The 21,429-nt window shown below is 71.6% G+C and carries 22 protein-coding genes; 11 read left to right on the forward strand and 11 right to left on the reverse strand.

Annotated elements, in window-relative coordinates; translation table 11 throughout:
• Positions 1-89 precede the first annotated feature (89 nt).
• From ABZ477_RS04940 to ABZ477_RS04970, 7 genes are all read left to right on the forward strand, one after another.
• Complete coding sequence (locus tag ABZ477_RS04940) at positions 90-662, forward strand: DNA starvation/stationary phase protection protein (protein WP_360128756.1); 573 nt, start codon at positions 90-92, stop codon at positions 660-662.
• 364 nt (positions 663-1,026) lie between these two features.
• Entirely contained in the window at positions 1,027-2,553 is a 1,527-nt protein-coding gene (locus ABZ477_RS04945; RefSeq protein ID WP_360128759.1) for an HD domain-containing protein, read from the forward strand.
• Between the two features lie 170 nt (positions 2,554-2,723).
• A complete protein-coding gene (locus tag ABZ477_RS04950) occupies positions 2,724-3,728 on the forward strand; it encodes a lytic transglycosylase domain-containing protein (RefSeq protein WP_360128762.1) in 1,005 nt (334 codons plus the stop codon).
• A 200-nt stretch (positions 3,729-3,928) separates the two neighbouring features.
• Positions 3,929-5,104 (forward strand): aminotransferase class I/II-fold pyridoxal phosphate-dependent enzyme, encoded by a 1,176-nt coding sequence (locus ABZ477_RS04955; RefSeq protein ID WP_360128765.1) that lies wholly within the window; start codon positions 3,929-3,931, stop codon positions 5,102-5,104.
• 84 nt (positions 5,105-5,188) lie between these two features.
• Positions 5,189-5,554 (forward strand): cupin domain-containing protein, encoded by a 366-nt coding sequence (locus ABZ477_RS04960; protein ID WP_360128768.1) that lies wholly within the window; start codon positions 5,189-5,191, stop codon positions 5,552-5,554.
• 115 nt (positions 5,555-5,669) lie between these two features.
• Positions 5,670-6,011: a hypothetical protein gene (locus ABZ477_RS04965; protein ID WP_360128771.1), complete on the forward strand. Its 342-nt coding sequence runs from the start codon at positions 5,670-5,672 to the stop codon at positions 6,009-6,011.
• Positions 6,012-6,048: 37 nt separating this feature from the next.
• Positions 6,049-6,618: a DUF2510 domain-containing protein gene (locus ABZ477_RS04970; RefSeq protein ID WP_360128774.1), complete on the forward strand. Its 570-nt coding sequence runs from the start codon at positions 6,049-6,051 to the stop codon at positions 6,616-6,618.
• Between the two features lie 60 nt (positions 6,619-6,678).
• Here ABZ477_RS04970 and ABZ477_RS04975 read toward each other — a convergent pair whose 3' ends face one another.
• Genes ABZ477_RS04975 through ABZ477_RS04985 form a run of 3 tightly spaced genes read right to left on the reverse strand, consistent with a single transcriptional unit; the run spans position 6,679 to position 9,925 of the window.
• Positions 6,679-7,545 (reverse strand): alpha/beta hydrolase, encoded by an 867-nt coding sequence (locus ABZ477_RS04975; RefSeq protein WP_360128777.1) that lies wholly within the window; start codon positions 7,543-7,545, stop codon positions 6,679-6,681.
• Positions 7,545-8,786 carry a glycosyltransferase gene (locus ABZ477_RS04980; RefSeq protein WP_360128780.1) on the reverse strand — a complete coding sequence of 414 codons (1,242 nt, stop codon included), beginning with the start codon at positions 8,784-8,786 and terminating at the stop codon, positions 7,545-7,547. Before ABZ477_RS04980 ends, ABZ477_RS04975 begins: the two co-directional genes overlap by 1 nt.
• A gap of 41 nt (positions 8,787-8,827) precedes the next feature.
• Positions 8,828-9,925: a class I SAM-dependent methyltransferase gene (locus tag ABZ477_RS04985; protein WP_360128783.1), complete on the reverse strand. Its 1,098-nt coding sequence runs from the start codon at positions 9,923-9,925 to the stop codon at positions 8,828-8,830.
• A gap of 114 nt (positions 9,926-10,039) precedes the next feature.
• Here ABZ477_RS04985 and ABZ477_RS04990 point away from each other — a divergent pair, with 114 nt between their 5' ends.
• Positions 10,040-12,799, forward strand: a complete 2,760-nt coding sequence (locus tag ABZ477_RS04990) for an AAA family ATPase (protein ID WP_360128786.1) — start codon at positions 10,040-10,042, stop codon at positions 12,797-12,799.
• 127 nt (positions 12,800-12,926) lie between these two features.
• On the opposite strand, the gene ABZ477_RS04995 is transcribed toward ABZ477_RS04990, so the two are convergent.
• Together ABZ477_RS04995 and ABZ477_RS05000 are read right to left on the reverse strand one after the other, a co-directional pair.
• Positions 12,927-13,262 (reverse strand): hypothetical protein, encoded by a 336-nt coding sequence (locus ABZ477_RS04995; protein ID WP_360128789.1) that lies wholly within the window; start codon positions 13,260-13,262, stop codon positions 12,927-12,929.
• 10 nt (positions 13,263-13,272) lie between these two features.
• Entirely contained in the window at positions 13,273-13,902 is a 630-nt protein-coding gene (locus ABZ477_RS05000; RefSeq protein WP_360128792.1) for a MerR family transcriptional regulator, read from the reverse strand.
• Between the two features lie 71 nt (positions 13,903-13,973).
• Here ABZ477_RS05000 and ABZ477_RS05005 point away from each other — a divergent pair, with 71 nt between their 5' ends.
• Positions 13,974-14,477, forward strand: coding sequence for a DUF4188 domain-containing protein (locus ABZ477_RS05005; protein ID WP_360128795.1), 504 nt, complete (start codon positions 13,974-13,976; stop codon positions 14,475-14,477).
• Positions 14,478-14,649: 172 nt separating this feature from the next.
• On the opposite strand, the gene ABZ477_RS05010 is transcribed toward ABZ477_RS05005, so the two are convergent.
• The 3 genes from ABZ477_RS05010 to ABZ477_RS05020 form a co-directional block, all read right to left on the reverse strand.
• Entirely contained in the window at positions 14,650-16,341 is a 1,692-nt protein-coding gene (locus tag ABZ477_RS05010; RefSeq protein ID WP_360128798.1) for an AarF/UbiB family protein, read from the reverse strand.
• A gap of 115 nt (positions 16,342-16,456) precedes the next feature.
• Positions 16,457-17,047 carry a PadR family transcriptional regulator gene (locus tag ABZ477_RS05015; protein ID WP_360128801.1) on the reverse strand — a complete coding sequence of 197 codons (591 nt, stop codon included), beginning with the start codon at positions 17,045-17,047 and terminating at the stop codon, positions 16,457-16,459.
• Between the two features lie 109 nt (positions 17,048-17,156).
• Positions 17,157-18,332: a trypsin-like peptidase domain-containing protein gene (locus ABZ477_RS05020; RefSeq protein ID WP_360128804.1), complete on the reverse strand. Its 1,176-nt coding sequence runs from the start codon at positions 18,330-18,332 to the stop codon at positions 17,157-17,159.
• 207 nt (positions 18,333-18,539) lie between these two features.
• Here ABZ477_RS05020 and msrB point away from each other — a divergent pair, with 207 nt between their 5' ends.
• Both msrB and msrA read left to right on the forward strand, forming a co-directional pair.
• Positions 18,540-19,070, forward strand: a complete 531-nt coding sequence (gene msrB, locus ABZ477_RS05025; RefSeq protein WP_360128807.1) for a peptide-methionine (R)-S-oxide reductase MsrB — start codon at positions 18,540-18,542, stop codon at positions 19,068-19,070.
• Entirely contained in the window at positions 19,067-19,621 is a 555-nt protein-coding gene (gene msrA / locus ABZ477_RS05030) for a peptide-methionine (S)-S-oxide reductase MsrA (protein WP_360128811.1), read from the forward strand. The genes msrB and msrA overlap by 4 nt, the downstream gene beginning before the upstream one ends.
• Before the next feature lie 120 nt (positions 19,622-19,741).
• Here the strand turns inward: msrA and ABZ477_RS05035 are convergent, their stop codons facing one another.
• From ABZ477_RS05035 to ABZ477_RS05045, 3 genes are all read right to left on the reverse strand, one after another.
• Positions 19,742-19,975, reverse strand: coding sequence for a hypothetical protein (locus ABZ477_RS05035; protein WP_360128814.1), 234 nt, complete (start codon positions 19,973-19,975; stop codon positions 19,742-19,744).
• 50 nt (positions 19,976-20,025) lie between these two features.
• Positions 20,026-20,622, reverse strand: coding sequence for a dihydrofolate reductase family protein (locus tag ABZ477_RS05040; RefSeq protein ID WP_360128817.1), 597 nt, complete (start codon positions 20,620-20,622; stop codon positions 20,026-20,028).
• A gap of 86 nt (positions 20,623-20,708) precedes the next feature.
• Positions 20,709-21,389, reverse strand: coding sequence for a type 1 glutamine amidotransferase domain-containing protein (locus tag ABZ477_RS05045; protein WP_360128820.1), 681 nt, complete (start codon positions 21,387-21,389; stop codon positions 20,709-20,711).
• Positions 21,390-21,429: the final 40 nt, after the last annotated feature.

Consider the following 21,429-nt stretch of genomic DNA (forward strand, 5'->3'; position numbering starts at 1 on the left):
AGCACGCACCCGGCGGGCACGACAACCCCGCGGACCGATCCGACCCGCGACCGTAGCGTGGCGGCATCCGACTGTGAAAGGTGGACCCGATGGCTGCGACCGCGACCAAGAAGAGCTCGACCGCTTCCGCGACGACGGCGAAGAACAAGCGACGTCCCGCCAAGAGCGGCGCGATGCTCACGAGCGCACAGAACGCCGAGACGGGCTTCCGCGCCTCCGAGGCGCTCAGCGACAACCTGCAGCGTGTCCTCGTGGATCTGCTCGAGCTGGCGAGCCAGGGCAAGCAGGCCCACTGGAACGTCGTCGGCAAGAACTTCCGCGACACGCACAAGCAGCTCGACGAGATCATCGAGGCCGCGCGGACCTTCAGCGACACCGTCGCAGAGCGCATGCGCGCGCTCCACGCCCTCCCCGACGGACGCAGCGACACGGTGGCCGAGACGACGACGCTCCCGGAGTTCCCGCAGGGCGAGATCGACACGGCCGAGGTCGTCGACCTCGTGACGGAGCGGCTGGAGGCGGCGATCGGCACGTGTCGCGAGGTCCACGACGACGTCGACGAGGAGGACCCGACCAGCGCCGACATCCTGCACGCGATCCTCGAGTCGCTCGAGCAGTACGCGTGGATGGTCAGCGCGGAGGACCGCACCCCGAGCCGCTGACCCCTGCCGTACGGTCGGCGGGCTGCGGCTCGCAGGCCGTGCTCCGCCTGCCGGGCTCGTGGCGCCGATGCGCGCCTGCGCACGGGTTCGTCTCCGTGGAATGCGGGTTTCTCGCGCCGTGCACGCGACGTTCGACGGAGACGAACCGACAGGCCGGGATCGGCAACGCGGGCTGAGGAGGGGCGCCTCGGTGCGCGAGAGATCTGCGCGGGAGCGGGTGCCATCAGGGAACTCCCACGTGACGCCCGGCTTCGCCCCATTCTGTGGTCTGACCACAGGGCAGAATGGATGCCGAGCCCGACCGACTCCGTCGGCTCGCCCGCTGGACCACACGCCCGAGACGTGGCCGCGCAGGAGACGCATCATGCACACCGACCACGACCCCCGCTTCGTATCCCCTCAGTCCGTCGATGTTCCGGAATGGGAGTGGTCGCGGCATCCCATCATGCGCCGAGCGGTTGTCGAGGCAGTCGGCTCGCTCTCGTGGCAGCTGGGACCGTGTGCGCCGCACGTCATGGACCAGTGCGTCGCCGCCGTCGCCCGCATCGAGCTGCGCCGATCCTCGGCGGGCACCCTCGTCGCGCGGCTCGGCGAGCCGATCAACGAGGACTGGTTCGTCGACGCGGACGCCGGCGACGAGGACGGCGCGCGCCGCGTCGGCCGGACGCAGGACATCACGCGTTGGTACGCGCGCCATCGCTCCGACGGCGCCGAGATGGGCTTCGTGTGCGCCGAGACGATCGAAGGCGTGCGCCGCTACTTCGAGTGGATCGAAGGCATCTGGGTGCGCGTGCCCACGAGCCGCTGGGTGACGATCCGCGACGACAGCGTCGCCGAGGCGCTCACGGACGACGAGGCGCGCGAGGCGAGCCCGGCCGCGGTCCTCGCGCCGCGCATCCTCCGCTGCCGGACCGAGCGGATGCCGCGCGAGCACGCGCAGCTTCAGATCCAGCTCGCCCGGGCCATCGCACGGTCCGCCCACGCCGCGCAGGTCGACAAGCTCGGCGAGCCGTACATCGAGCACCCCGCGCGGGTCGCGGCGCGATTCGACCCCGAGACGCAGGCCGTCGAGCACGCGGCGGCCTGGCTGCACGACGTCGTGGAGGACACCGCGACGACGACGGCCGACCTGCTGGAGGCGGGCATCGATCCCGAGATCGTCGAGGTCGTCGTCCTGCTGACGCGGGATGCCGCCACCCCGCCCCGCGAATACCACGAGCGCATCCGCGGCAACGCGAAGGCCTTCGCCGTCAAGGCATCCGACATCGACGACAACACCGCTCCGTGGCGCGCCGGACGCCTCGACCCCGCCGTGCAGGAATGGCTGGCGAAGAAGTATGCCGACGCCCGAGCGGCGCTCGACCTCGAGCCGGCCTCGACGGCGTCGCTCAACCCGATCCTGTATATCGAGATGGACACGCTCGTCGACTTCCGGTCCGCGTTCCCGCTCGTGGACCCGCGCCTCCTCGAGGCCTACCAGAACGACGTCGACGACATCCCCGGGATCTTCGCCCACGTGCACCCGCTGGAGGGCGCGATCGACGCCGTCAGCACGCTCGCGGAGCACTTCGACGTCTACGTCCTGTCGACCGCGCCGTGGAACAACCCGTCCGCCTGGAGCGACAAGCTCACGTGGATCCAGCGGCACTTCGGCGCCGGCCCCGAATCGATGCTCTACAAGCGCCTCATCCTGAGCCACCACAAGGACCTCAATCGGGGCGCGATCCTCATCGACGACCGGCCCGGAAGGAACGGCGCGGCAGGCTTCGAAGGGACGGTCATCCCCTTCGGCACCGCAGGTTTCGCGGACTGGCGGGCTGTCGTCGAAAAGCTCCGCGGGACGGATGCCGAGACCCTCCGTGAGGCGGTCGCCGACGCCGTTCCCGCCTAGCGGAGCAGACCCCGAAACGGCGTGCGACGCGCGGTAGGAATACGACCGCGTCCAGGTAACGTTCAGATAACGCCCAGAAAAGACGGGCAGGATCTGGGTTTTGTGTCCGCAGGAGCGGCCGCGACGCGTCGAACTCGCCGGCGCCGACCCCCGACACGGAACCCGAATTCATGACCTCGAACACGTCATCCACGCCCACCCGCCGAACCGCAAGATCCGTCGAGAGGCGCGCTCGACGCCGGCCCTCGATCGTCGCCGGAAGCATCGCTGCCGGAGTCCTCACCGTCGTCGGATTCGCGGGTGCGACGCCCGTCTCGTACGCGGAGGCGGGCGGCACGACACCGACCTTCGCCCTCGCCTCGTACGCCACCTCCGTGGCCTCCCCCGCGGCGGAGAAGGCCGTCGCAGAGGCCGCACCGGACGCGGCCCACGAAGTGCTCGACGCGGCGGAGACCACCGTCGACGCGGCTGCGGCCGTCACCGCCGACGTCGCCGAGTCGGGCCTCGAGCTCGGCGTGAAGAAGACGTCGATCGACACCTCGAAGCTCGAGGACGCGGCGGACCGCCTCGAGATCGGCATCGGCCACCTTCCCGAGCCCGTCCTCGCCGATGTCGCAGACGATGTGAGCGAACTCGCCGACTCGATCGACGAGCAGGTCGCGAGCCTCCGCGGCAGCCTCGACGCCGCGATCGCGGCCGAAGAGGAGCGCAAGGCCGAAGAGAAGGCCCGCCAGGAGGCCGAGGCGCGCGCCGCGGCCGAGGCCGAGGCCGCCGCTCAGGCCGCGGCGTCGAGCAGCGGCTCGTCGAGCGCTCCGGCCGCGTCGTACCCGTCTGCGCCGATCCCCTCCGGCAACGGCAACGGCGACAACAGCCCCGCCGGCGCCCAGGCCTTCGCGTACTCCCAGTTCGCGAGCCGCGGCTGGGGCGACGACCAGTTCGGCTGCCTCGTCGCGCTCTGGAACAAGGAGTCGGGCTGGAACTACCAGGCCTACAACGCCGGCAGCGGCGCCTACGGCATCCCCCAGGCACTCCCCGGCAGCAAGATGGGCAGCGCCGGCGCGGACTGGCAGAGCAACGCCGCCACGCAGGTCCTCTGGGGCCTCGGCTACATCCAGGGCCGATACGGCACCCCCTGCAACGCGTGGGGCCACTCGCAGTCCACCGGCTGGTACTGACCTCCCGACCACGGCATTCGACGGGATGCTGCTCCCCGGCGCGCTCGCGCGTCACCGGGAGCAGCATCCCGTCGCCGTTCCGGAGTGACCCGCGGGCTCGGCCACCGGGCCTGAGCGGCGGAGGCGATTGACGCCGACCGCGTCGGCTGGGAGGCTGACCGCGTCGCACCCAGCGGTGGGTGTCGGGGGTGGTGAGTGCCATGGTGCTGTCGGCTCGCGCAACGACGGCGAAGGCGTCGGTCGACATCGTGACGACGTTCCTCGCCCGTATCCAGGAGCTCGCGGATGATCCCGATGCCCTGGATCTGACCTTCGGCAATCCGCACGAGATGCCCCTGCCGGGGCTCTCCGCGGCCCTGAAGGCCCAGCTCGAACCCCAGTCCGTCGACTGGTTCGCGTACAAGACGAGCGAGCGGGAGGCGCAGGAGGCCGTCGCGGCCGGTCTGCGGGCAGAGCTCGGTCTCGACTTCGGGCCCGACGACATCGCCATGACGCAGGGCGCCTTCGGAGCGATGTCGCTCGCCTTCGCACTGCTCGCGGACGCGGGCGACGAAGTCGTCATCCCGGTCCCCGGGTGGTTCTGCTACGAGCCCATGCTGTTCGCCGCCGATCTCGTCCCGGTGCGGGCCCCGCTGGCGGAGGGGAGCTTCGACCTCGATGTCGACGCGATCGCACGGGCGATCACCCCCCGCACGCGCATCGTGATCGTCAACTCGCCGGCGAACCCGACGGGGCGGGTCTACCCGAAGTCCTCCTGGGACGCGCTCGCCGACGTGCTCGAGGCCGCCTCGCAGCGGCACGGGCGTCGCATCTGGATCCTGTCGGACGAGCCGTATCGCCGCATCCGGTTCGACGGCGTCGGCTTCGCGAGCCCCGTCGCGTCGTATCCGTGGACCGCGATCGACTACAGCTACGCCAAGGTGCTCCTCGCTCCGGGGCAGCGCCTCGGCTACCTGGCGCTCTCGCCGCTGCTCTCAGCCCGGGATCGCGACGAGCTGCAGGCCGCGTTCATGCCGCTGGGGCTCGCGATCGGCTGGGGGTTCCCCGACGCGATCATGCAGTACGCGACCCCCGCGCTCGAGGCGCTGTCGCTCGACATCCCGGAGCTGACCCGCAAGCGCGACCGGATGTACGGGGCGCTCACCGACGCGGGCTTCGAGATCACGCGCCCCGAGGGCACGTTCTACCTGTGGGGCAGGGCACCGGGCGGCGACGGCGCGGCGTTCTGCGACGCCCTCGCCGCGCGAGGGGTCTACCTCATGCCCGGCACGCTGTTCGACCAGCCCCATCACTTCCGCGTCTCGCTCACGGCGACGATGGAGATGATCGACCAGTCACTCCCCCACATCCTCGAGGTGGGCTCGCAGCTCCGCTGATGCGAACGGATGCCGCGGCATCCCCTCCTCGCGGCGACAGGCGTAGCCTGACCACGCGACCACTCGACGACGAAGGGTGACCCGGTGCTGAGGTACGACGAGGACAACCTGGCCGAACTGGTGGCGGAGCTGCTCGACACCGCGCGCTCGGTCCCGAGCGGGCGCGCCGCCCGCACTATCATGGGCGACCACGAGCACGCACTCCGTCAGACGGTCATCGCGCTGCGGGGCGGTGAGCAGCTCAACGAGCACGAGAGCCCCGGCGAGGCGACACTGCAGGTCCTCGCCGGACGGATCCGCCTCGTCGCCGGCGAAGAGGCGTGGGACGGGGCATCCGGAGATCACCTCGCGATCCCGCCGCGAAGGCACCGGCTGGACGCCGTGGAGGACTCCGCCGTGCTGCTCACCGTCGTCAAACGGCCCGTGGGCGACTACCCCGCGAGCCCGTAGCGCCGCTGCGTGGGGGCGAACGCGCCTCCGTCAAGCCCTTGGCACTCATGAGCGATGCGACGGATGCTGGGCTCCGTCGCGCCCGCCGTGAGCCGACGACGAGATGGAGGAACCCATGAGCGAGACGCTTCCCGACATCCCCGGCGACCCCGGGCAGGCCCCGCCCGGGCCCGGCGAAGTGCCGGGCGCTCCCCCCGGCGGACCGACAGCGCCGCCGGGACCCTCGGAGCCCGCACCCGGCCCTTCGGAGCCGGCACCGGGTCCCGCCGCGCCGCCGACGCCGACCGAGCCCGATGCGCCGAACCCGGAGGAGCCGCTCGCACCCAACCCGCCCGAGCCGCTCGCACCGAACCCGGAGGAGCCGATCCTGCCGACGCCGGACGAGCCTCTGGCACCCAACCCGCCGGAGACTCCGATGCCGCCGCCGAGCGCCCCCACGTCCCCGACCCCCATGTGACGGGCCGGGGCCCGGTCTGCGCGGGTACCCTCGATCCATGGTCGCGGCGGAGCCCGGGTGGTACGACGACGGCACCGGCGCGATGCGCTGGTGGGACGGTTCGCGCTGGACCGAGCACTACGCGGACTTCGACAGGTTCGGGGTCGAGCTGCGCGCAGGCGCCGCGCCCGAGACGAAGCCGACGGCCGCCGGGTGGTACGACGACGGCCACGGCCGCATGCGCTGGTGGGACGGGCATCGCTGGACGACCCAGTCACGGTTCAGCGGCAGTGAAGAGTCGTATGCAGGCGTCGTCGTCGACGGCCGGTGGATCCACCTCGGCGAGCGGAGCCAGGCCATCGCGGGCGTCGTCGCGGTCGTCGACAGCCTCGAGCAGCTCGGCAAGCGGCCCGGCTTCTCACGGCCTGCGCACGCGAGGGCGCTGTTCGACCCGCGCGGCGCGATGACCTGGCGCCAGTTCACTCATTTCGACCGCCGGGTCCTCGGTCTCGCGGTCGAGAGCGCGGATCAGGCCTGGATCACCTTCCCGCCTGCCGGCGACGAGGCGCGCGCCCGGCAGTTCGCCGGCTGGATCAACGCTAGCGCGGAGCACTACCGGTACAGGTGACGGATGCCGGGCGCCAGTTCGATGCTCGGCGTCGACCCTCGACCGACTCACGACCGTCGCCTAGACCCTCCGGATGAAATCGCGGAGCAGAAGATTGACCTTCACGGGGTCCCTCGCCTGCGGAAGGTGCCCGCCGCCCTCGATGATCACGTGCTCACCGCCCGTGAGTTCGGCCAGGCGCCGGCTTCGCTCGGGGTTCTGGCACATGTCCATCGACCCGGTGATGACGAGCACGGGGCAGCGCACGGCCTGCGCCGCCGCGACCGTCTGCGGCTCGCTGCCCGGGTACGGCGCCGAGTAGCCGGCGAGGATCATCGCCTCCGGCGTGGTCTGCAGCGCCCATTCGACGCAGTCCTCGTGCTGCTTGGTGGAATGCGGCTCGGGGAACATCTCGGCGAAGAAGAAGCGCGCGAAGTCGGGCCAGTCCTGGCGCCAGTACTGCTTGTTCAGCTTCTGCCAGCCCTCGTACGACTCGCGCGGCTCGTCGAAGTCGAACGCCACCTTGTGCGGCAGCGGCGGGCTCAGCTGCAGACCCGGATTGACGGCGCACACGCCCAGCACGCGCTCGGGCGCCTCGGCGGCCATGAGCACGACGTACCCCGCGCCCGTGCAGAGCCCGACGAGCACGGCCTGCTCCGCGCCGACCTCATCGAGCACCGCCCACGCGTCGTCGATCATGAGCCGATCGGCGAAGCCGTCCGCTGTCGCAGGTGTGCCGCTGCCGCCGTTGCCCCGCGGATCGCTCACCACGACCCGGAAATGGCGGGCGAGGAAAGGCACCTGCGCCTTCCACGCTCGGCTGTCCACGATCGTGTCGGGCATGAGGAGGTACACGGTCGGGTCGCCGTCGCCGTACACCTCGTAGTGGATGGCCACGCCGTCTCCGCGATCGACCGAGCTGTCGATCACCGGCTGGATCGCACGCATCAGATCAGCTCCCCCAGCAGTGCGGCGGCGCGGGCCGCGCCGTCCGTCTCGACAGCGCGGTATCGCACCGTGCCGGCGAGCTCGTCGATGAGAGCCGCGGCGAGCGCGGAGGAATCGCTCGCCTCGGCATAGCGGATGCAGCGACCTGCTCCGTACTGGTCGAGCCGGTGGCGCACGTGGAAGTTCTGCTCGAAGTGGTTCTCGAGCGGCACGTAGAGGAACGGCCGCTGCGCCGCCGTGAGCTCCATGCAGGTCGTGAGTCCGCCCTGCACGATCGCGACGTCGCATGCGGCGAGCGTCAGGTAAAGATCGGGGACGAATCCGCGCACGGCGGCGCCGCGCCGACGCGGCAGCGATGCCGGTTCGATGCGCGGGCCCGTCACGACGAGGAAGCGCAGCCTCGGCTCGACGCGCCGCGCGAGGGGGACAGCATCCATCGCCCGATGAAGCAGGGCCTCGCCCACACCGGATCCCCCGACCGTCACGACGCAGAGCAGCGCATCGGGCTCGAGTCCCAGGCGCGCTCGCACCCGCTCACGCTCCTGGCCCGACGGAGCCGCGAATCCCGTCACGTAACCGGCGAAGTCGTAGTGCGCCTCGGTCCACTCCCGGATCCGCGGCAGCCCGGGCCCGAACGACTCGTCGACGATGTCGTCCGGATTGCCGACGAAGATCGAACGATCGCGCAGCCGCCGGTAGCGGGCGCGCTGCTCGAGCATCTCGGCGTTGTAGTCGGCGGTGAGGGCTGCCTCGGCATCCCCTCCCGCCGGCATCGGCAGCCACCCCACGAAGTCGGTCATCCAGGCGAACGCGAACCGCTTGAGCTCGGGGTTCTCGTGCAGGAAGTAGTCGACGTCCCATGCCTCGTCGCCGATCACGAGGTCGTAGTAGGTCTCGTCGACCACGTCGTTGAAGACCATGAAGTTGCTGACGAGGATCTCGTCCATGCGGCGGATGGCCTGGAAGGCGTGCAGGTCGTGGTCGGCGGACTCGTCCTCGATGTGCGCGGACTCGTTCGCGAGCCAGGCGGATGCCGGATGCACGGACTCACCGGCATCCGCCAGAACCCGCGTGACGGGATGCTGTGCCAGCCAGTCGATCTGCAGATCCGGGTGGATGCTCCTCAGCTCCTGTGCGATCGCGACATCGCGGCGCGCGTGGCCGAGCCCGATCGGGGACGAGAGGAACAGCGCCCGCTTGGGGCGGCGCTGCGCCCGGACCCAGGTATGGCTCTTGCCCATGGCCGCCATCCCCTCAGTGTGCTCCTCCCGTCCCGCGACCGTCAGGGGCGCGCCTCGAGCACGCGGTTGAACGGCGTCTCGGCGACGCTGCGGAACCGGGTGAATCCCCCGGCGGCCGTGACGTCGCGGATGCGCGCCGGCCCGGCCTGCGTGCCGAGGGCGAGGCCGATGTCCTGCGAGAGCGACGACGGCGTGCACAGGAGCGTCGAGAAGCCGTAGTACGCGCGCCCGACGGGGTTGAGGTTGTCTTCGACGCGGTCGCCCGCCATGGGCTCGACGATCATCCACGTGCCGTCGTCGGCGATGACCTCGCGCACGCGGCGCGCCGCCCCGACGGGGTCGCCCATGTCGTGCAGGCAGTCGAACATCGCCACGAGGTCATACCCGCTGCCGGTGAACTCCTGCGCGGACGCGACCTCGAACGTCACGCGATCCGCGACTCCTGCGTCCGCGGCGCGGGCCCGTGCCGTCTCGATCGACGCCGGGTGGTAGTCCGAGCCGATGAAGCGGGAGTTCGGGAACGCCTGCGCCAGGAGGATCGTGGAGGCCCCGTATCCGCAGCCGACGTCGGCGACGAGGGCGCCGCGCTCGAGCTTCTCCTGCACGCCGTCGAGCGCGGGGATCCACGAGCCGACGAGATTCGCGTGATAGCTCGGGCGGAAGAAGCGCTCGCACCCGACGTGCACGTCGGCGTCGTGCTCGTGCCAGCCGTAGCCGGCTCCGCTGCGGGCCGCCTCGACGATGTGCTGCGTGTCGTGGACGGTGCCCAGGGCGATCTGGAAGAAGCCGGGCAGGAACGCCGGGCTGTCGGCATCCGTCATCGCGAGGGCGTGCTCGGGCGGCAGCGTGTAGCGCTTGGTCGCCGGGTCGTACGTGACGTAGCCGCCCGCCGCCTGGGCGTTGAGCCACTCGCGGGCGTACGGCTCGGCCGTCTCGGTCCGCTCGGCGAGCTGCGTCGGGGTCGTGGGCCCGTGCGCCGCGAGGTCGCGGTAGTAGCCGAGCTTGTCGCCCATCACGACGAGGGCGGCGTTGAGCGTGGCTCCCACCTCGTCGACGGCGCGGAAGACGAAGCCCATCAGCTTGTCTGTGTCGATCGCGGCCGGCTGCTCGTCGACGCGCGGTTCTGTCGTGAGGGACATCGGTGGCTCCTTCGTTCGGTCATGCCGTGCTGGATGACTCGACGGTAGGGAGCGCTGCGCGAGCGTCGCGTCCGGGGACCCCCCTAGTCGTCCGCTCGGTCATAGGCTCGGGGCATGCTGGTGGGTCGGCGGGCCGAGCAGCGGGCGATCGAGCGGCTCGTCGCCTCGGCGCGCCTGGGCACGAGCGGCGTGCTCGCGATCGTCGGCGAGGCGGGCGTGGGCAAGACGGCGCTCATCGACGACGCCCTCGGGCGGTTGGGCGGCATGCGCGTGCTCCGGGCGACGGGCGTCGAGTCGGAGCGCGAGATCCCGTTCGGGATGCTGTTGCAGCTCGTCCGGCCCGCACTCGACGTCCTCGACGGCATCCCGGCGATCCAGGCCGCCGCCCTCGCGTCGGCGCTCGCCCTGCCCGGGGCCTCGGCGGGCGTCCCGGGATCGTCGGCACTCGACGGCCGCGACCGATTCGCTGTCGGCGCCGCGCTGCTGAGCCTCCTCTGCCGCTACGCCGAGGATGGCCCGATCGCCGTCATCGTCGACGACCTCCAGCTGGCTGACGCACCCTCTGCGAGCGCCCTCGTCTTCGCCGCGCGCCGGCTCGCGGCCGATCCGGTGGTCGCGCTGCTCGGCGTGCGCACGCCCGACGGCGATGCGGTCGTGGCGGGGCTGCCGGCCCTGGCCCTCGGCGGCCTGGATGTCGACGCGACTCGTCTGCTGGTCGCCGCCGCGCGAGGCCGTGACGACACGGAGGAGCACGTGCAGGCCCTGCATCGCGCCACCGCGGGCAACCCGCTCGCGGTCCTCGAGCTCGGAAACGCCGAGCGCGAGCTGCTCGACAGTCTCGAGACGGGCATGCCGCTGCGGGTCTCGCGGGCGGTGTCCGACGCGTTCGGCCGGCGACTCGCCCAGGTGGACGACGCGTGCCGCGCGGTTCTGCTCGTCGCGGCGGTCTGCGGCGTCGACCTCCGGCTCATCGCCGACGCGTGCTCTTCACTGGGGTTCGATGTCGCGCAGCTGGAGGCAGCGGAGGACCTGTCGCTCGTGACCGTCCGGGACGGCCGTGTCGAGTTCCGGCATCCGCTCCTGCGCGCAGCGGTCTACTCGGGCGCATCGGTGCACGACCGCCGTGCGGCGCATCGGGCCGCCGCGATCGCGGCCGCCCCTTCGGACCTGGATCGGCGGGCATGGCATCTGTCCGAGGCCATCTGGCATCCGGATGCCGGGACCGCGGAGCTGCTCACCCAGGTCGGCGAGCGCGCCGTCGGGCGGGCGGCGTACTCGGTGGCCTCCGGTGCGTTCGAACGCGCGGCACGGGTTACTCCGGATGCCGACGCCCGAGCGGCACGCCTGCTCCGCGCCGCCGACGCGGCGTGGGCGGGCGGCGACGGAGGTCGCGCGATCGCGCTCCTCGACCAGTGGCGGGAACACGCGGGCGCAGAGCCCGGCCCCGCGGTGCGGGCGATCGAGCTGCGGGCGTCGATCGCGGCCCGCACGGGATCGCTGCGCGAGGCGCTCGACCTGCTGATCGCGGCCGCGTCGCGGGTCGACAGCGCGGATACGACAGCGATCGCGCTCGCCGACGCCGTCCACGCGACCTACTACCTCGGTGACGCCCGGACGGCTTCGTCCCTCGCGGATCGGCTGGATGGGCTTCGCGAACACGTCAACGAGCCGCGCGCCCGCGCGTTGGCGCTCATGGCGAGCGGGATGGCGAGGACTCTCGCAGGTCGGGGCGGCGCCGACGACATCCGCGCGGCGGTGCCGCTGCTCGAATCCGACCCGGATCTCTCGCACGACCCGCGCCGGCTCTCGTGGCTCCTGCTCGCACCGCTCTTCCTCCGGGACGCGACCAGTGGGGCGCGCCTGCGCGCGGTCGTGGACGAGGTGCGCGGCGCCGCGGGGGTCGGAGCACTGCCCGCCGTGCTCTTCCACGTCGCGCGAGACGAATCCACGACGGGGGCATCCTGGGCGCGCGCCGAGGCGGACTACACCGAGGCGATCCATCTCGCGACCGAGACGGGTCAGGCCACGGAGCTCGCGATGTCTCTCGCCGGACTCGCCTGGCTCGAGTCCAGAGCCGGTCGAGCGGACGCCTCCCGGGCGCACGGGGCCGAGGCCGCCGCGCTCTGCGCGGCGCGCGACATCCACGTCGGCGAGGTGTGGGTGGCGCTCGCGCTCGGCGACCTCGAGCTCTCGCTCGGACGTGCCGAGGCGGCCGCCGAGCGGCTGCTCGCGCTCGGAGCGCTCCTGGAACGTCTCGGGCTGGACGACGTGGATCTCAGGCCCGGACCGGAGCTGACCGACGCCCTCCTGCGGCTGGGCCGCCGTGTCGAGGCCGCAGGGGTCGCGCGCGACTACCGCGATCGCGCCGTCGACAAGGGGCAGCCCTGGGCGCTCGCCCGCGCCGATCGGGCGTCGGGGCTGGCCGCCGACGAGGGCGACTTCGACGCCTTGTTCGAGTCAGCGCTCGGCTGGCACGAGCAGACGCTCGATCGCTTCGAGACGGCGCGCACCCGGCTCGCGTACGGCTCGCGGCTGCGCCGTGCAGGGCGCCGGGTGGATGCGCGCGAGCCGTTGCGCGGTGCTTTCGAGGCCTTCTCCGATCTCGGTGCCGAGCGGTGGCGCGAACACGCGGCCGACGAGCTCGCCGCGACGGGCGAGCACGTGCGCCGGGCCGGGACGAACCCGCTCGCCGACCTGACTCCGCAGGAGCTGCAGGTGAGCGTGCTCCTGGCGGAGGGTCGGACGACCCGCGAGGCCGCCGCCGCGCTGTTCCTGAGCCCCAAGACCGTCGAGTATCACTTGCGGAAGGTCTACACGAAGCTCGGCATCTCCTCGCGTGACGAGCTCGCGCGGGTCATGGCCGCGGAAGCCTGACGCGCCCTTCGACGCCTCGACAGGCTCTCGGCGACCGGGGTGGTTCACCGACTCGGCGACCGTTCGGCCCCCGTGCCGGCGTTGTCCCGCTTTCCGCCAGTCATGTCCCCGGTGCGAAGCCGGCGGTCTAGCGCCGCCGCCGTTGGAGACCCCGCAGTCCGCGGCCTCCGCGAAGGACGTCGCCGAAGTGGAAGGCGAGCACGAACGCCATCGCGACCGCTGCCGCACCCGCGCCGATCCACTCCCCGCGGGAGCGGATGCCTCGGCGGACGAGCAGCGCGCCGGCCACGGCGTTGGCGGCGCTCCACGCGACGTTCACGACAGGAGGCGACATCCCGACCCCCGGCGGATCGGCGAACGGCGACGGGAACGGCTTTCCCTGCACACCGCTCACCCCGTGCGGCACGGCGTTGACGAGAAGCGCAGCGCCGAGAGCGCTCCTGAGGATCGAGCCGAGCGACATGTCGCCCACCCTACGGCTCAGGATCGGCGGCCGCCGGGTCCCCGAAGCGCTCGGCCGACGCGACCTGCTCCGCGACGCGACGCAAGGCAAGCAGCAGCGGCTCGATGAGCACGGAGCCGAGCACGACGTAGCGGACGGCGGCCTCGGGCGAGTCGGTCGGGACGTTGGCGATCTCGGCGCGGGCGAGGGTCCGCACGGATTCGAGATAGGCCGACATGACAGCATCCGGAATCTCGAACCCCGCACGCTGAACGCCCTGTAGCGCACGGGCGACACCGGCGAGGATCTGGTCGTCGCACATGCCGGGCTGCCAGCCCAGGCGGACGGCGAGCGCCTCGGCCGCCGCCGTGTCGAGGGCCTCGCCGGTGGCCGGGAGCACGGCGGCATGCGCTGCCCCGAGCAGGTCGTGCGGGCTCGTCGGCGGATCGTCCAGCGCGGCGAGCACCCTGCGGGTCTCGGCGACGCTGACTCCGGCCTCGATGAGCGCGCGGATGACCCGCAGCCGCTCGATGTGCGGCTCGCCGTAGGTCGCCTGCGTGGCGGACGTGCGGGCTCCCTCGGGCAGCAGATCCTCGCGCAGGTAGTACTTGATCGTCGCGACGGGCACACCCGATTCGGCGGACAGTTCCGAGATCCTCATGCGTCACCTCTTGACACCGATAGTAGTGCTATCCAATATAGATAGTGAAACTATCGAGTAAGGAGTGTGCGATGACGAAGGTGATCCCGGGGCGCATGACGCACCGTCACGACGGCGAGCTCGTCGTCTTCCACATCGGGATGCAGATCAACCGCTGGTGGCGGCCGGATCTGTGGGGTCCCGCCTTCTTCGCGATGCCGGGCATGCTCAAAGAGCTCAGCGCCGACCCCGATTCGGGGCTCCTCGGGTTCGAGCTGCTCTTCGGCGCCGGCGGCCCATACGTCGTGCAGTACTGGTCGTCGATCGAGAAGCTGTACGCCTATGCCTCGAACCCCGCACAGCAGCACCGGCCCGCGTGGGCGGCGTTCAACAAGGCCGCGCGCAAGGCTCCGGGCGCGGTCGGCGTGTGGCACGAGACCTACCTCGTCGAGCGCGCCGAGAGCGTCTTCGTCTCGACGAAGGCGATGGGACTGCCGAAGGCGACGGAGCTCGTGCCCGTCGGGCGGAATCACGACGGGGCCAAGGCGCGCTTCGAGGACGGGCGGACGGGCGCTGCCGAGCGCGAGGCGGCGTAGGCCTGCCGGGCGGAGGACGCCGACATTGCGCGGATGACCGGGCGCACAGCATCCGGCCGGTCGTCCGGGCGATCTCGACGGACTCTGAGGCAGACGCGCCAGGCGAGGCCGCATCGGCTCGGCCCGTTTCGTCTCGCCTTCGGCTCGCTCGACGACCGGGGTGGACGAGCCGTCACCGCCCGCGGGACCAGAACCCCGCGAACAGGGCGGGCACGAGTGGGACGACCGAGACCGCCAGCAGGACGGTGCCCCACACGGCGTCCTCGGACCGGAGGATGATGCCGCCGATGAAGAGGCCTGCGAACAGGACGGCCGACAGGATGCGCCGGCCCATCCGCTCGAGGCGGGCGAGGCGCTTCTCGAGGCGCGGAGTCTCGACGACGACCTTGCCGTCCTCGACGCGCGTCGCGAGGCTGTCGAGCCGCTTCGGCAGGCGCGCCGAGACCCCCGCGATCGACAGCGCCTCCTGCAGGAACGCCTGCGCGACATTGCCCCGCTCGTCGCGGAGGAGCTGCGCCGCGTAGGGCTCGACGGCGTCCCAGACATTGAAGGCCGGGTCCAGGCCGCTGCACATGCCTGACGTCAGCGACATCGCCCGGACGATGAGCAGGAAGTTCTCCGGCAGCTGGAACGGCAGCGACCGCACGACGTCGCCGAATTCGCGCCCGAAGTCGCGGAACTCCTTCGGATCGACATCCCGCAGCTCGGCGAAGCCCATCCCGCCGAAGCGCGCGAAGAGCTGGGTCATGGCCCGCTCGAGCTCCGCCGTGTCGGCGGACGGGAGCAGGATGCCGACACCCCGGATGCTGTCCACCAGGCGCTTCCCGTCGCGCGCGGCGACCGCGAGCAGCACGTCGCGCAGGCCGCTGCGCAGAGTGTCGGGGACTTCGCCCATCATGCCGAAGTCGACGAAGGTCAGGGTCCACGGCCGGGATGCGGCATCCGGCCCCTCCTTCGCGGGCGTGACGAAGATGTTGCCGGGGTGCGGGTCTGCGTGGAAGAAGCCGTGCCCGAAGAGCTGGTCGAACATGACCGCGGCGAACTCGCTCGCGACGGCCGACGGATCGATCCCAGCCGCCCGCAGCGCGTCGACATCGTTGATCTTGATGGCGGTGACGTCCTCGAGGGTGAGGACGCGACGCGTCGTGCGCTCCCACGCGACCCGGGGCACGCCGACGCGCGGGTCGCCCGCGAAGCTCTCGGCGAATCGCTCGGCACTGGCCGCCTCGTGGAGGTAGTCGATCTCCTCGAAGCTCGTGGCGGCGAACTCCTCGACGAGCTCGGGAAGGTCCACGTGATCCGACACGACGCGCACGCGGTTGAGCCATCCCGCGACCCGCCGGAGCGCCGCGAGGTCGACGTCGACGATCGCCTCGATGCCCGGCCGCTGCACCTTGACGACGACGAAGTCGAGCCCGGTGTCGGCAGCGGTGACGGGCGCGAGCCGTGCCCGATGCGCCTGACCGAGGGATGCCGCGGCCACCGGCACTTCGTCGAACGACGCGTAGGCGTGCTCGAGCGGCATGCCGAGCTCGGCTTCGGCGAGCCGGCGGATCGCGGGGAACGGCACGGCGGGCACTTCGTCCTGCAGTCCCTCGAGCTCCTTCGTGATCTCGGGCGGCAGGACGTCGAGCCGCGACGAGAGGAACTGGCCGACCTTGATCATGAGGCCGCCGAGGTCGACCGCGAGCCCGTGGAAGCGCTGCGCGATGTGCGTCAGCCGGGCCGCACGCCCTCGCGCCGAGTAGCGCGCGAGCCCGAACCTGGGCAGGACGAGCTCGAACCACCACACCTGGATGATGTAGAAGCCCGCGAATCGCAGGATGCGACGGTAGCGGGCGCGGGTGTTCCCGACGTCGGCCATCGATTCTCCTTGACGCCGACGTGCCGGGGCACCGGTCGGGCTTCGGCGGGCTCAGCTTCCGGCAGGCTCGGGCCTGGGCGGGCTCGGCCCGCTCAGACCTCGACTGCTCCCCCGCTCAGTCCTGAGCGAGGATGGAGTAGAGCTTACGGCGCGCCTCGTCGAGGACGTCGACGGCCTGCTTGACCTGGTCGGGAGAGCCCGTGCGCGCCACCTGTGCCGCGACCTGCGCGAGTTCCATGCCGGCCTTCGGGAGGGCCGCCGCGGCGTGCGCGGCATCCCGCATCCCGGACGACTCCCACGGGGCGGACTTCTCGCTCGCCGCCTCGGCTTCGAGCCGGCCGTCGTCGGTGAGCGAGTAGGTCTTGCGCCCGCCCGATTCCTCGGCCTTGATGAGTCCTTCGTCGGCCAGGAGCTGCAGGGTCGGATAGATGGAGCCCGCGCTGGGCTTCCAGCTGCCGCCGCTGCGCTCCTCGATCTGCTGGATGATCTGGTAGCCGTGCATGGGCTGCTCGAGGAGCAGCGCGAGCACGGCGGCGCGCACGTCGCCCTTGCCCATCCGCGTCGCCGGCGGGCCGATCTTCTGGCCGAACGCCTCGCGGAGCTGATCCATGATGTCCCAGAGGCCCGAACCGGGTCCGCCGGGGCCACCCGGACCGCGGCCCGGGAACCCTCCGCCGAACCCTCCGCCGCTGTACGAACCGCTCATGATGACCTCCCTGATGACCGGGCGCTCGCGCGTCAACGATATATACCGATATATCGTTAAGCCGCGGGATCCACAAGGGGATGTCAGGCGGCCGGCGCCGCCGGGAGCGTCAGGCGGCCGGACCCGCTGCGAGCGTCACGTCCGCGGCGTGCGTCGCGCCGGACGCGTCGATCCACGTGATCGTGACGGAGTCACCGGGCTCGTGGCCGGCGATCAGATCGCTGAGGGACGCGGCATCCGTCACCGCCGCGCCGTCGATCGCCGTGATCGTGTCGCCGCCGGTCAGACCCGCCTCAGCGGCCGGGGTGCCCGAGTAGACGCCCGCGATGAGCGCCCCACCTGTCGAGCCGCCGCCGCGGAGGCCGTACCGGCCGTACGCCTGCGTCTCGGACGCGAGCCCGACGCCCAGGAACGCGGGGTAGCCGACGGTCACCCCATCGGTCTCGTCCCCGTCGACGATCTGCTGCGCGATGGCGAGCGCGTCCTCGATCGGGATGGCCCACCCTGTGATCGCGGCGGTGCCGGAGGATGCGGCGGTCGTCATGCCGATGACCTCGCCTTCCGCGTCGAGGAGCGCACCGCCGGAGTCGCCCGAGACCACGTCGGCGGCGACCTCGATCATGCCGTTCAGCGTCTCGCCGGACGCGGTCCCCTCAGACGCCGTCGTGACCGTCGTCTCGAGGTCGGTGATGCGGCCGTCCGCGGCGAGCAGCTCGCCTCGCCCCAGGGCGTTGCCGACAGCGGTCACGGCCTGACCGATGGTCTCGGCATCCTGGTCGATCGTCACCGTCGCGAGCCCTGACGCGCCGTCGAGCTGCAGCAGGGCGACGTCGTCCTCCGCGTCCGTGCCGACGACGGTCGCCGTGTAGGTCTCGCCGGTCGAGGCGATCGTCACCTGGATCGCTGTCGAGCCCTCCACGACGTGGTTGTTCGTGAGGACGAGCCCGCCGCTCGTGAGCACCATGCCGGTGCCGGCGGCTTGGGCCCCCTCGTAGCCGAGGACCGTGTCGATGAGGACGACGCCCGTGGACTCATCGGCGGTCGCCGCACTGGCATCGATCGAGACCGACCTGCCCTGCGCGCTGTACGGGTATGAGCCCCAGCTCGCCGCGCGCTCGGCCGAGGAGAACGCGGACGGAGCCGGAGCGGCGTTCGCCGCGGTCGGGATGCCGAAGGCCAGGGCTCCCGCGCAGGCGAGCGTCGCGGCAGTCGAGGCGAAGAGCCATCCCCGCCGGCTGCGCGCGGGGGCGGGGGTGCGTCGGTGCGGGGCGGTGCTGTCGAACATGGCGTGGTCCTCTCGTCGGATCCGATGTCACCTCTCCGGGCTCGGAACCGCCGATCGAACAGCTATGCCCCGGCTATGGATCGCGGCATCCAGCCCGGTCCGCCCACAACTCACAGCGCGCTCACAGCCTCGCGGGACCAATCCCGCCCGGTCGCACGTTCTCATCTCATGTCGCCGCAGCCAGCGACGCCACCAAGGGAGGAATCCGTGTCACACGACTACCGCAGGACCCCCGAGGCGCTGAGCCGCCTCACCGACGCCCAGTACCGCGTCACGCAGGAGGACGGCACCGAGCCGGCGTTCCGCAACGCGTACTGGAACAACCACGAGCCCGGCATCTACGTGGATGTCGTCTCGGGACAGCCGCTCTTCTCGTCGATCGACAAGTACGACAGCGGGACGGGCTGGCCGAGCTTCACGCGGCCCATCGAGTCCGCCGCCGTGCGCACCAAGACCGACTGGGGTTTCGACAGGCTCAACCACCGGTTGGGGATGGCACGCACCGAGGTGCGCTCCTCGGGCGCCGACAGCCACCTCGGCCACGTGTTCCACGACGGCCCCCGGGATGCCGGCGGCCTGAGATACTGCATGAATTCGGCCGCGCTGCGCTTCGTGCCCGCCTCGTCGCTCGAGGACGAGGGCTACGAGGCCTACCGAGACCTCTTCCCCACCGACACATCGACCAGCTCAGCAACCGAGACGTCGAGCTCAGCAACCGAGACGGAGAACGCATCATGACCAGCGGACCTTTCGACACCGGCGAGATCACCCGCACCCCTGGAACCGAGACGGCCGTCCTCGCCGGCGGCTGTTTCTGGGGCATGGAGGACCTCATCCGCCGCCAGCCCGGCGTGCTCGACACACGCGTCGGCTACACGGGCGGCGAGAACGCTCACGCGACCTATCGCAAGCACCCCGGCCACGCCGAGGCCGTGGAGATCGTCTTCGACCCCGCGAAGACGTCGTATCGCGACATCCTGGCCTTCTTCTTCCAGATCCACGACCCGTCGACCCTCAACCGCCAGGGCAACGACATCGGCACGAGCTACCGCTCGGCGATCTTCCCGCTCTCGCCCGAGCAGGAGCAGGTCGCCCGAGACACGATCGCCGACGTCGACGCGTCGGGTCTGTGGCCCGGCAAGGCGGTCACGACGATCGAGCCCGAGGGCCCGTTCTGGGAGGCCGAGCCCGAGCACCAGGACTACCTGATCACGTACCCGAACGGGTACACGTGCCACTTCCCGCGCGCGGGCTGGATCCTCCCCAAGCGGGCCGACGCGACGGCGTGAGCGCGCCGGAACGCGCCTGTGTCCTCAACACGCCGTGGGTTGGAGACATAGGAGCGTTCTCGCGCCGGAACCGACGACAGCGGATGCTGCGGCCCGGCCGGGTCGCGGCATCCGCTGTTCTCAGTCGTCGTCGGCGGTGCTCAGACCGTGCCCGCTCGTGAGGTGGGGCGGAAGGTGAGCGATCGTCCCGGGATGCGCGATCTGCGACCCGATGTCGGTTTCCGCGGCGTGCAGCTCGAGGTCTTCACGCGCCTGGTGCGCGACCGCCTTCTGGTACTCGAGCATGATCTCGGAGATGTCGCCGGACGCGGCATCCTCGCCCGGCGGGTGGTACGGAACGTTCGGATCAGCCATGCCGCACAGGGTACGCCCGCCGCGCGCGGGGTTGAACCCCGCCGGCGCGGTCAGCGCCGCACGCGGTAGCGGACGTGCGTCGCGAGGGACGCGCCCCGCGTCGAGACGAGGTCGAGCTCGTACCCGCCGACGTCCTCGAAGAGCCGCAGCCCGTCGCCGATGAGCACGGGCGAGATCTGCAGCATGAGCTCGTCCAGGAGCCCCGCGGCGAGGTACTGGTTGATCGTGCTGACACCGCCTGCGACGTGGACCGTCCGATCCCCCGCCGCATCCCGTGCGCGGTCGAGCGCCGCCTCGATCCCGTCGGTGACGAAGTGGAACGTCGTGCCGCCCTCCATCTCGATCGACTCCCGCGGGTGGTGCGTCAAGACGAAGACGGGCGCGTGGTAGGGCGGGTTCTGGCCCCACCAGCCCCGCCAATCGCGGTCCCACTCGCCGCGGATGGGCCCGAACATGTTGCGGCCCATGATGTAGGCGCCGGCCGACACGATCGCGTCGATCTCGGCGCGATTCTCGTCGGGCGTCTCGAACATCCAGCGGTGCAGGACGTCCGGCATGTCGCCGAACGGGCGCTCTTCGGTCTGGTTGCGCCCCGCGCCGATCCCGTCGAGCGAGATGGACATGGTGGCGACGACGGGCTGCGTCATGGCGGACCTCCGGCGGATCGTATCCGGGCTCACGCTACGCCTCACCGCCGACGGCCGCCCTGCTCTCGCGAGGCCAGCCGGGCGAACTACGCCGGAACGACGCCGAGGCGCGACACGAGCGCCCGGGCGACGGATGCCGAGGACTGCGGGTTCTGGCCGCTGATGAGTGCGCCGTCCTCGACGACGACGTCGGCCCACGGCTCGGCCGCCTCGACCGTCACGCCGCCCGCGCGGAGCGCCGACTCCAGGAGCCACGGCGTGTTCTCGCCGAGCCCGCCCTGCAGCTCCTCGGCATCCGTGAACGCCGTGACGGTGCGGCCCGACGCGGCGAGCGATCCGTCGGCGCGGGTCGCGGCGAGGAGTGCCGCGAGACCATGGCAGACGAGCGCGAGGAGCACCCCGTCGTCGAGTGCGCGGGTGATGAGGGCGCCCGACACCGCGTCGGCCGCGAGGTCTGCCATCGGGCCGTGTCCGCCCGGATAGAACACGGAGTCGAACTTCGACAGCTCCACGTCCTCGAGCCGCAGCGGCGCCGACAGACCCGGGATCGCGGCGAGCGCCGCGCGCTCCCCGTCGCCCGTCAGCGAGCCCTCGTCAGCGACGGGCTCGAGACCGCCGGGCGTCGCGAACACGACGTCGTGGCCCGCGGCCGTGAGCAGCTCGAAGGGCGTCAGCAGCTCCTCGGCCCAATACCCGGTGGGGTGGGCGGTGCCGTCGGCCAGCGTCAGCTGCCGGGCGGCGGTCACGACGAAAAGGACGGTGGACATGGGTTCTCCTCGGATCGGGCGACACCGGCGCGAGCACCCC

The organism is Microbacterium sp. NPDC019599 (genome assembly GCF_040632175.1).
GTDB lineage: Bacteria > Actinomycetota > Actinomycetes > Actinomycetales > Microbacteriaceae > Microbacterium.